This window comes from Corynebacterium pelargi, from assembly GCF_014635485.1.
GTDB lineage: Bacteria > Actinomycetota > Actinomycetes > Mycobacteriales > Mycobacteriaceae > Corynebacterium > Corynebacterium pelargi.
In genome coordinates this window covers 176084-186493 of sequence record NZ_BMCX01000005.1, presented here as the reverse complement: position 1 = coordinate 186493, position 10410 = coordinate 176084, and the positions used below count along the sequence as shown (strand labels likewise).

Genomic DNA, 10410 nt, shown 5'->3' with positions numbered 1-10410 from the left:
CCAACACACCGAACCAACGACCACCACGGTCTACCCAATCCTCGCCGACCCCAAACAACAATCAGCTGAAGACGCGGTCGTCGAGCAGATCATGGGCAACGAGACGACAGAAGTCACCGTTGAACACAACGTCAAAGCCAACCGTGGTGGCCAAGACACGATGAGCTATTTCGGGGATCCCGTCAGCAGGGATACCGACGGCAAGGTCACCGCCTACCCACTTGGTCACCCCGATGATGTCACCGTGCGCACCTTACCCACGGGTGCCTCCCAGGTCACCGATAGCAATGGTAGAACCACGACCTATTATCCGGTCGTGGAACAAGGAGTCGTCGACAGTCCTATCGTCGCGTCAGAATCCTTTGACGAAACCACAGGGATCACGACCCAGGAAATCTTGTATCCCAACGGTGATACCACCTTGCAAACAACACCCGGGAAACGATTCACCAATGGTCCTGCCGGTACCTACACCGGGCCTGAACCAATTATCAGTGATCCAGACAACCCAACACCAGCCATCGTCTACGACACCCCCGACCCTCATAGCGAACAAACCGACGGCACAACCTTGGTGACACACCACGACACCGGCACCACCGATGTGATCACCCCAGGGAAAACACCAACAACCGTCAACACCGAAACCGGGAACCCAATACACCTGGGCACCACCGACCACCCCATCCAAGGCCCAATCGTGCCATCAGAACCTGAGCACGAAGACAACTCAGTAGGCGCTAAAGGTCTAGGTCAAATCAATGCAGCAGTTGGGGGAGGCGCGGGTGCAACAGAAGATGCTTATGCCCGCATCACTGAACTACAAGATCAAAGCAAACATGTACCATCAAAGGCTGGTTTGCAGACAATCAAACAAACAGTTCACGCTAGTCGAATCGCTGGTGTCGCATTGGGCGCGGCTAATGTTGCGCAGGCGGAGGATAAGCCGAGACAAGCAGTAATTGAAATCGGAAGCCTTGCAGCAGGAGAGGTCGGTTCCGTGGTTGGTGGCTCAATTGGCTTCGCTGTTGGTGGTCCAGCAGGCGCTTACCTAGGGGGTGCAGTTGGTGCACTCATTGGATCTGAGCTAGGTGCCCGAGCTGCAACCCATGCCTACGACCATGCAACCAGGTGAAAATAATGGAATTCAGCTTCGCAGTCGCCCTTTATGTACTGACCTCTATCATCAATTTGCGAATGGAGGAACCATACGGTCTTAAGCATTGCCTGTTGTCAATTGTTGGTTTTAGCTGGTTTATCAAGATCGTTATTGACCTAAATGACACCTTTGCAGAGAACTTGAAGTTGGCTTGGCTCATGTTGCTCATGAATGCTGTCACTATGTGGTGGCAACATAGGAGTTGGCTTCGAATGTTTTGTGACGTCTATGTATTCACGATATTTTTGCCCCACCTCGTGATTTACTGGCTCAACCGACTGATCACCCACCTCACCTCAGGCAAGATCCCAGTCTTCATCATGGATCCCATGCGCATCGCCGACGCCCACCCGAAGTACTAAATAGGAAGCCACCATGCCAAGTGCCACAGAATCAATCCTTCGCTCGCACGATCTCTCCCTTAGAAACAATGCTGCTGCAGAAGCTGAGGTTGCACAGTTCATCGGTGGCGATTGGACCCTGCGTCCCGATCTGGCCACAGTCACCGGCGGCAGAGTGTTTGTAGCTTCCGAGACGCCTCCACATCCTGACCTGGCGGTGCGCGACTCAGTGGCAATTCTCCAATTCACCTCAGAAGAGCAAGTTACCTCATCTGAACTCGAATCTGCCGTCGAAGCGGAGTCGCAGTGGGCTCGGTACGCGAAGGCAACGGCGCATCCAATCAATGCTCGCACGCACCTCATTAACGCGCACTATTCCTTTGAAGATATTGCCTACCATTCGCTCACGCTCTACTCCCTTGATCCCAAACAACTCCACTTGCTCCAGGTTACGGCTACATTCGTTTCTAAAGCAGCAGTGCCCAGCGCATTCCGCACTTTCCTGTCGGAACTGCCGGAACGGCTGGGCTGGTAGCCGGAGCTACACTCCAATTTCGCTGGCGGGAATCTCCTGCATCTTGCCGTCGCGCATTTCCACAATGCGGTCGGCAACTTCCAGCTGGCTGCGGTTGTGGGTAATCATCATGGTAGCGAATTGGAATTCGTCGGTAAGCTCACGGATGAGCTGCACAATCTCCTTGGAAAGCTTCGCATCAAGGGCGGACGTGGGCTCGTCGGCAAGCAAAAGCTGAGGCTGGCTCATCAGGGCGCGGGCGATGTTCACGCGCTGGCGTTGGCCGCCGGAAAGCTGCTCTGGGCGGCGATCACCCATGCCCTCCAGGCCAACACGCTGCAGCAATTCTTCGGCGCGATCGCGCTGGGCACGCAGCGCCTTGCCACGCACGCCGCGCAGATGCTCGGTGATGAGCAACTGTTCGCGCGCGGTGAGTGCGCCCAGCAGATTGGGGGACTGGAACACAAAGCCGATGTGTTCGCGGCGGATCTCGGTGCGCTCGGCCACACTGGCCTTTTCTGCGTGCTCGCCGCAAATGATCACCTGGCCCGAAGTCGGCACCTGCAGCGCACCGGCCACGGACAGCATGGTGGACTTGCCGGAGCCGGACTCACCCACAACTCCAAGCACCTGCCCGGCGCGAAGGTCTAGGGCGGCGTGGTCCAGGGCTGTGACGGTGGATTCACCGTCGGGGTAGACCACGGTGGCGTCGATAAGCGAAACAACGTTGTTCATGTCTTGTACCTTCTTCTTAAGCCGCGGCGAGCGCGCGTTGGGGGTCAACCTTGGTCACTTTGCGAACCGCCATCGCGGAGCCGACCAAACCAAGAATCCAAATGATCACTGCGGGGGCGAGGACCGTAAACGCAGACAGCTCGAAGGGCACTGCACCCTGGGCCAGGGCTCCAAGCGCCGCACCGCAGAGCGCACCGATGAGCGCGCCCACGCCCAGCACGATGGCGGCCTGGGTCAGTGCATCGATGAACAGGTAGCGCTTCGATGCACCGAGGGCGGCCAGCACGGAAATTTCGCGGGTGCGCTGCAGCGTCCACACGGTCAAAAACGACACGGTGACCAGCGCGGAAATGCCGTAGAGGAAGCCCTGCATGCTCACCAAAGAACCATGCTCAGAGGCGTAACCGGGGAGCGCATCGAAGGCCTTGCGCAGGTTGGTGCTCACGGTGCCGGGAATATCGCCGTCCAAGCTGCCGGTGACCAGCACTGCGGTGCCGACGGTGCCCGGCTTGGCGTGGCTGACGTCCTGCCAGGTGGCGGTATCGGCCCACACGACGGGGCTGTGAGAGTAGAAGGAGTCCTCCGCAATCCCTTTTACCTGCACGTTTTGCCCGCCAAGAGTAATGCTGCTGCCAACGCTCACCCCGGTTTCCTCGGCGGCGGTCTTCGAAACCACTACGCCATCACCGACGGTGCCGCGGCCTTCGGGAAGCTGCGTGCCTTCGGGCATGCCCAGCACCGCTACCGGTTGCGCGCCGGTGGATCCCTCCATGCGGGTCTGCGTGGCGCCCAGCGGCACGGCTTGCTCAACACCGGATTCGCCTTGCACCTGCTTGAGCACATCCTCGGAAATCGCCGAGGAGCTAAAGGATGCCTCGGGCTCCTCCTTATCGCTGGGTGCGGCGAACACCACCTTGTCGGGGTGTAGCGACTCCAAAGCGGCAGTGTTCTGCTTGCCTAGGCCCTCGGTCAGGCCGGTGAGCATCACCACCAGCAGCGTCATCAGAGCGATCACCGAGCCGATGAGCGTAAAGCGCCCTTTGGCGTGGCGGATTTCTCGAATGGACAGGAACATGGAACTCCTTTTTGTAGCAACGTGCTTTCCATCCTGCTCATCGCGGCGCCCGGGCGCGTCGGGAAGGTGGGCGAAGTTCCAATCAACCACCTGGTTGATCCCGCCTAGACTTGGCATGGTGAATACCCCCGCCTCCGCCGCCAATCTGCTCACCCTGCTGCGCGTTGCATTGCACGTAATGTTTGCCACGCTGCTCCTCTTTGCCATGATCAGCGCCATCAACAACGGCAATCATGCCTTCCATGCCGTCTGCGTTCTTGGCACCACCGTCTTGCTCGGAGGGCTCTATTTAGCGGGCACGGTTTTAGAAAACCGTGGGCATCAGGGGCGAACCAGCATCCAATATGCCCGCTGGGTTCCTGTGTGGCTCGTGGCGGTGGTGGGTATTTGGGCTTTGGCCGTGATCCTCAGCCCGGCATTTATTTGGTTGATGTTCCCCCTCGTCTTTGTGGTGCTGCACTGTTTTCCTGGGCTCAAGGGGATCGCCGCGGTGGGTCTGCTGTGGGCGATGGCGGCGTTTTTGCCCTTGATTCATCAACCCACTTTCACCTTTGGGCAGTGGTTTGGCCCGCTGATCGGCGCGAGCTTCGCGGTGGTGATCCACCATGTGTATTCGGTTTTAAGCCAGGTAGCTGCAAAAAATGAGGCTATTGCTTTAGAGCTTCTCGACGCCCAAGCTCAGCTTTCCCACCGACAAAGAGAGGCAGGACGCATGGAAGAGCGCGAGCGCCTCTCAAGAGAAATCCACGATACTGTCGCCCAAGGCCTAAGTTCTATCGTGTTGCTTTCGCGTGCTGCGGAGCATTCAGCGACGGGGGAGACGGCACATCAACTGCGCTTGATTCATGACCAAGCCCAGGAAAGCTTGGATGAGGCCAGGCGTTTTGTTCGCGATCTTGCTTCTCCAAAGAGTGATCAGCCCTTAGATCAGGCCCTTGAAGATCTAGCGCAGCGCACCATGCGCACCCAAGCAGCCCTGCAACGCAGCATCGACATTTCCGTTGCGGTGCTCGGCCAGCAGCAAGCCTTGCCGGAGCCGATACTCAGGACCGCACTCAGGGTGGCGCAAGAGGGCATCCATAACGTGATCAAGCACAGCGACGCCACCAAAGTGGTAATCACTCAAGGCATCTGGGAGCACGAATTAAGCCTGGATATCGTCGATAATGGCAGCAATGCCACGGGCTCTGTTGAAGGGGAGGGCTTCGGGCTCGAAGGCATGGCTCGGCGTGTGGAACTTGTGGGCGGCAGTCTCCTTTTCGAGCCCAATGAACACGGCAGCACCCTGGCATGTCGCCTACCGCTGACCAGCAAACGTTAAGCTGGTGCCATGATCCGCGTCATGCTTATCGACGACCACCCGGTGGTTCGCGCCGGCCTGCGCGCTATCCTCGATAGCTTTGAAGACGTCACCGTCGTAGCCGAAGCCAGTAGCGGTGCAGGTATTAGCGCTGAGAACACCAACGACATCGACGTGGTGGTCAGCGATATTCAGATGCCCGAGGTCGATGGCATTAGCCTGACGCGCACACTGGTGGAATCCGGTGGGCCTCCGGTGCTGATCCTGACTACCTACGACACCCAAGCAGATATTGTGGCCGCCGTGGAGGCCGGGGCCATGGGATATCTGCTCAAAGATGCCCCTGAGCAGGCCTTGCATGATGCGGTCGTGGCGACGTCGAAAGGCCAAAGGACCTTGGCTCCCGAGGTAAGCACGGCGTTGATGCAGCGAGTAGCGCAGCCGCAGCAGGCGCTTTCTTCGCGTGAAATTGAGATTTTGCAGGAACTTGCCAGCGGAGCCACCAATAAGGCCTTGGCGGCAAAGCTTTTTATTTCTCAGGCCACGGTGAAAACGCACCTGGTGCATATTTACTCCAAATTGGGTGTGAGCAACCGTACCGAGGCCATTACTAAGGCGCGGGAGCAACGCCTGATTTAGGCGCCATCGGGTGGCTACACTCGAATTATGGACCCGAAAAATCGCCTGAACACCAACGAAGAGCATGTGAATCTGCAAATCTCCAAGGTTCGCGAGCGAGGTTCGAGGCTTCGGGATTCCGTGATCACCCTGGCACACGGCGCAGGAGGCAAAGCCTCGGCAGCGCTTGTGCAGCACGTGTTTTTTGAAATCTTCGATAACGAGGCATTACACGCCGCCGGAGACTCAGGCATTGTGGAGCTCAGCGCGCTCGGAGAAGGCACCCAATTGGCCATGTCAACGGATACGTATGTGGTTAATCCGATTGAGTTCCCAGGCGGCAGCATCGGAGAACTAGCAGTCAATGGCACGGTCAATGACCTAGCCGTAGCCGGCGCATGCCCGAAGGTCATCACCGCGGCATTCGTGCTCGAAGAAGGCCTTGATGTAGACACCTTGCGCCGGATCTGCACAGACATGAAGCATGCCGCCGAACTCGCCGGGGTCAAGATTATCGCCGGCGATACCAAAGTGGTGCCCAAAGGCGCCTGCGACAAGCTCTACATCACCACCGCAGGCGTGGGAGTAGTCCAGCAGGGGCGTGAGTCTTTGCCTTCCAGGGTGGAAGTTGGCGACGCAGTCCTGGTTTCAGGCCCAATCGCCGATCACGGCATGGCAGTGATGATGGCCCGCGGGGATCTTGCAATGGAAGCTGCCATCGATTCCGATACCCGCAGCGTGAACCACCTGATCGATGCCATGTGCAAGCAAGCAGAACCGCACTTTATGCGCGATGCAACCAGAGGGGGAGTAGCCACGGTATGCAATGAGCTTGCCCAAGCCAGTGGTCTTGCCGTGGTGCTAGAAGACGAATCCATCCCCGTGCGCCCCATGACCCGTGGCGCCTGCGACGTACTCGGCATTGACCCGCTCTACGTGGCCAATGAGGGCACCTTCATTGCCGTAGTCAAGGGCAGCGATGCCCAGGCCGCACTCGAAGCCTTGCACGCTGCGGGTGCCGAAGAAGCCGCCATCATCGGCCGAATTGCCGATTCACCTGCACATTCGGTAGTCCTTCGCACCGGCTTTGGAGGAACACGCATGGTGGACATGCTGGTGGGTGATCCTTTGCCCAGGATCTGTTAAAAGCCGCGCAAATACAGTGCGCCTGCATAGGCCTGGCCGAGGCTGAGCCCACCATCATTGGCGGGCACCTGCTCATGTTCAAGCAATATCCTGCCCGCCTGCTCTATTGGCCTGCGGATTGCTTGGACCAGTATCTGATTGACCGCGCAGCCGCCACTGACCCCGAGCACCCCAGGCTGCTGAAGAAGCGCTTGGCCAAAATACAAACCGATGCGCTCGAGAAACTCTCGTGCCACCTGCGCTGCAGGTTTCAAGCCCGCTTGTTCAAGCAACAGCGCAAAGGCCCGGCGCGGGTGTTCGGCCTGCACCTGCACCGCTGCTGCCTGGGCCGCTAATGCCTCAAATTCGCAGGCAGCTTGGCCTTCATAGCTTGATTCTTGAGCCCCTGGCAATGCCGCATCACCATAGAGCCACAAGGCGGCAGCGGCGGCGTCAATGAGCCTGCCAAGCGAAGACGTAGGCACCCCTTGCTCAATATTGCGGCTCACCGCATCCCACATGGCTATATCTTCTACCGCTCCAAGCGGCAGCTTCCATGCATGAGCCACGCCAATCAATGCACGCCAGGGTTCGCGGATGGCATGATCACCGCCAAGTAGCGGGAAGGTTGGTAGATGCCAGGCTCGCTCTGGTTGCAGAAGATCCTCATAAAAACTAAGTAGCTCGCAACCAAATATCGTCCCATCCTCGCCATAGCCGGTGCCATCGATGCACAACACCGCTGCAGGCCCGCTGGAAATTGAGTGCTCCGCTAAAAGCGATAGGGCATGCGCGTGGTGGTGCTGCACTTGAAGTACGTCGGCATCTTGCCCCAAGGCCACAGCTTGTTCAAAGGCCACGGCGGTGGATGCATAGCCTGGATGCATATCGGCCACAACCAGTTTCGGTTCAGCGCGGCGGATTGCCAGAAGCTGCTGGCGAGCACTGCTCGCTGCCACTTGCGTTTGAGGGGAAGCCATATCTCCAATATGGCCGCTGAGGTGGGCAAAGCTGCCAACTGTTAGTGACACGGTATTTTTCATCTCCGCGCCGATGGCCAAGACGCTGGGGGCGTCGAAAGCAAGCGGGATAGGTAGTGGCGCATATCCCCTTGAGCGCCGAATCGGAAGAACGCGGCCATCTGTGCAATAGCGAATCACCGAATCCTCCACCGGGATCGCAATGCCGCGATCATGCAAAACGAAGGCATCGGCAATGCCCGCTAGCCGCTTCAGCGCCTGTTCATTATCAATGGCGATGGGCTCTCCCGAGGGATTGCCGGACGTTGCCACGAGGGCAAAGTCGAGCGGATCCTCCGGGTCGTTGATCAAGAGCTCGTGCACGGGGGAGTAGGGCAGCATCACGCCCAGCTCCTGCATTCCCGGCGCCACGTTCTCGGCCACCGGCGCTCCTTGTTGCTTCTGGGCGATGACGATGGGATGGGCCGGCTGCTGCAATAGCGCATCGGGGCATTGAATCAGTGTTCTTGCCATCTCGATATCGCGGGCAAGCAGCGCAAGGGGTTTATAGGGGCGGTGCTTTCGCTGGCGCAGAAGCTCCACGGCCTGCGGATCATCTGCGCGCACCATCAGGTGAAAGCCACCGATGCCTTTAAGCGCCAGCACCTGGCCTTTACGCAGCACTTCGCGCGCCTGGCTGAGCGGATCTCCGCTTGCCCCTTCCAGCCAAAGTGTGGGGCCGCAATCAAAACAACTAATGGGCTGGGCATGGTGGCGGCGGTCGTGCACATCTTGGTATTCCTTTGTGCAGCGCTCGCACATATCAAAGGCGCGCATGGTGGTCGCTGGCCTGTCATAGGGCAGGTCTTGGATGATGCTCAAGCGCGGGCCACATTGGGTGCAGGTGATGAAGGGGTAGCGGTAGCGCCGATTGCTTGGGTTCTTAAGTTCATTGCGGCAATCAGGGCACATCGCTACGTCTGGAGGAATGAGGCTGCGCACGCCCGAGGTATGCGTTGATTCGACGATGCGAAATGCACCTTCCTCTTGCACCAAGGGCATTCGCCGGGAAGTGCTGCTGATCACCTTTGCAAGCGGTGGGCATTGTTCCACCACCTCTTGCTCAAATCGCCGGACCGCCTGTGTATGCCCTTGTGCCTCGATAAAGACGCTGGTATCACTATTGCCCACAAATCCCCGAACACCGCAGCGCTGCGCAGTTGCCATCACGTGTGGACGAAAACCCACGCCTTGTACCACCCCTTCAAGGGTGAGACGTACCCTGATTTCTGGATCCTCGGCATCAAGGCGGCTCATGGCTTCAAATCTACCGATTAGGGTGGGAGACGTGCATGAAGTTGCGCTTGCTACTCAGCTCGCGGCCGTGGTGAAGAGGGCCGCCCAGGGACGCCCCGTTGCGCGCATCAACGTAGAAATCGGGGCACTGAGGCAGGTGGTGCCGGCTTCTTTGCACTACGCCTGGCGTTTTGTTTCACGTGAAACATCGCTAGAAGATAGCGAACTCGCGTTGGAGTTTTTACCCTGCATAATCCGCTGCGATTGCGGATTTGAAGGCGGCATGAGCGGGGAATACAGCGTGTTGTGCCCCGAATGTGGCAGGCCGGGCACGGTGATTCAAGGCGAAGAATTCCGCGTGATCGATATTGAAGTTTTGAGGAGCAGATAATGGGACGATTCCATCGCCACGACGAAGGCCACGAGCACCCGCACCACGAGCATGGGGATCACTCGGGATACGAGACAGGCCGCGAGCGCATCCAAGTCTTAGAAGATATCTTCCACGAAAACGACCACCGCGCCGAACATAATCGCGAAGCCTTCGAAGCTCATGGCGTGCGCGCCATCAACCTCATGAGCGCACCAGGATCTGGGAAAACCTCGCTGCTCAAGCTCACCCTCGAACATCTCCAATCAGAAGGAATTCGCGCGGGCGTTGTGGAGGGCGATATTGAAACCTCCATCGACGCTGATCGCCTCAAAGATCTCGGCGCACAGATTGCGCTGCTCAATACCGGCGATGGCTTCGGCGGCGAATGCCACCTGGATGCCCCAATGGTAGCTAGAGCTTTGGAGCAACTCGACCTCTCCGCGCTAGATGTGGTGCTCATTGAAAATGTGGGCAATCTCGTGTGCCCGGCAGAATTCGAGGTGGGGGAGCATGCAAAGGCGATGGTCTACTCCGTCACCGAGGGCGAAGATAAGCCGCTGAAGTACCCGGTGATGTTCCGCAGCGTTGAGGCCGTGGTGGTAAACAAGATCGACCTGTTGCCCTATTTAAAATTCGATCTGGAGCTCTTCCGAAAGAACTTGCGCCAAGTGAACCCAGAGGCAGAAATCTTCGAACTTTCCACCTTTACAGGGGAAGGGGTTGCCGACTGGCTCAAGTGGGTCACCCAGCATTCCCGCCGGACATAGCCATTTTTGGGGGTATTAGAGCGGCCCTTATCCCCGCACTGTAGCGTGATCCCAGCCACGAGCGGGAAGTGACATAGGGCCGAAGCCCCAGGATATGCCGAAAAGAGCAACTTTTCCCAACTTTGCCCAAGAATAAATCCCCTCTGAA

At 58.1% G+C, this 10410-nt stretch carries 11 protein-coding genes; 8 read left to right on the top strand and 3 right to left on the bottom strand.

Annotated features, from left to right (window positions below):
• From IEU99_RS10625 to IEU99_RS10615, 3 genes are all read left to right on the top strand, one after another.
• A partial coding sequence (locus IEU99_RS10625; protein WP_268234371.1) for a DUF456 domain-containing protein occupies nucleotides 1-1135 on the top strand: 1135 nt, incomplete at its 5' end.
• A gap of 236 nt (nucleotides 1136-1371) precedes the next feature.
• Entirely contained in the window at nucleotides 1372-1521 is a 150-nt protein-coding gene (locus IEU99_RS10620; RefSeq protein ID WP_164931204.1) for a hypothetical protein, read from the top strand.
• Between the two features lie 13 nt (nucleotides 1522-1534).
• A complete protein-coding gene (locus IEU99_RS10615) occupies nucleotides 1535-2035 on the top strand; it encodes a hypothetical protein (RefSeq protein ID WP_128890695.1) in 501 nt (166 codons plus the stop codon).
• Nucleotides 2036-2041: 6 nt separating this feature from the next.
• Here the strand turns inward: IEU99_RS10615 and IEU99_RS10610 are convergent, their stop codons facing one another.
• Nucleotides 2042-2749, bottom strand: coding sequence for an ABC transporter ATP-binding protein (locus tag IEU99_RS10610; RefSeq protein WP_128890696.1), 708 nt, complete (start codon nucleotides 2747-2749; stop codon nucleotides 2042-2044).
• Between the two features lie 16 nt (nucleotides 2750-2765).
• Nucleotides 2766-3824, bottom strand: coding sequence for an ABC transporter permease (locus IEU99_RS10605; RefSeq protein ID WP_128890697.1), 1059 nt, complete (start codon nucleotides 3822-3824; stop codon nucleotides 2766-2768).
• A 115-nt stretch (nucleotides 3825-3939) separates the two neighbouring features.
• Between IEU99_RS10605 and IEU99_RS10600 the strand changes: the two genes are divergently transcribed.
• The 3 genes from IEU99_RS10600 to hypE are packed head-to-tail and all read left to right on the top strand — an operon-like array spanning nucleotide 3940 to nucleotide 6888.
• Complete coding sequence (locus tag IEU99_RS10600; protein ID WP_164931205.1) at nucleotides 3940-5145, top strand: histidine kinase; 1206 nt, start codon at nucleotides 3940-3942, stop codon at nucleotides 5143-5145.
• A 9-nt stretch (nucleotides 5146-5154) separates the two neighbouring features.
• Nucleotides 5155-5763 carry a response regulator transcription factor gene (locus tag IEU99_RS10595; protein ID WP_128890699.1) on the top strand — a complete coding sequence of 203 codons (609 nt, stop codon included), beginning with the start codon at nucleotides 5155-5157 and terminating at the stop codon, nucleotides 5761-5763.
• A 27-nt stretch (nucleotides 5764-5790) separates the two neighbouring features.
• Entirely contained in the window at nucleotides 5791-6888 is a 1098-nt protein-coding gene (gene hypE / locus IEU99_RS10590) for a hydrogenase expression/formation protein HypE (protein WP_128890700.1), read from the top strand.
• On the opposite strand, the gene hypF is transcribed toward hypE, so the two are convergent.
• Nucleotides 6885-9143, bottom strand: coding sequence for a carbamoyltransferase HypF (hypF, locus tag IEU99_RS10585; RefSeq protein ID WP_128890701.1), 2259 nt, complete (start codon nucleotides 9141-9143; stop codon nucleotides 6885-6887). The two genes, hypE and hypF, sit on opposite strands and share 4 nt — an antisense overlap.
• On the opposite strand from hypF, the gene IEU99_RS10580 reads away from it, so the two are divergent.
• Together IEU99_RS10580 and hypB are read left to right on the top strand one after the other, a co-directional pair.
• Complete coding sequence (locus IEU99_RS10580) at nucleotides 9142-9513, top strand: hydrogenase maturation nickel metallochaperone HypA (RefSeq protein WP_128890702.1); 372 nt, start codon at nucleotides 9142-9144, stop codon at nucleotides 9511-9513. The genes hypF and IEU99_RS10580 overlap by 2 nt on opposite strands.
• Nucleotides 9513-10262 (top strand): hydrogenase nickel incorporation protein HypB, encoded by a 750-nt coding sequence (hypB, locus tag IEU99_RS10575; RefSeq protein ID WP_128890703.1) that lies wholly within the window; start codon nucleotides 9513-9515, stop codon nucleotides 10260-10262. Before IEU99_RS10580 ends, hypB begins: the two co-directional genes overlap by 1 nt.
• Nucleotides 10263-10410 lie beyond the last annotated feature (148 nt).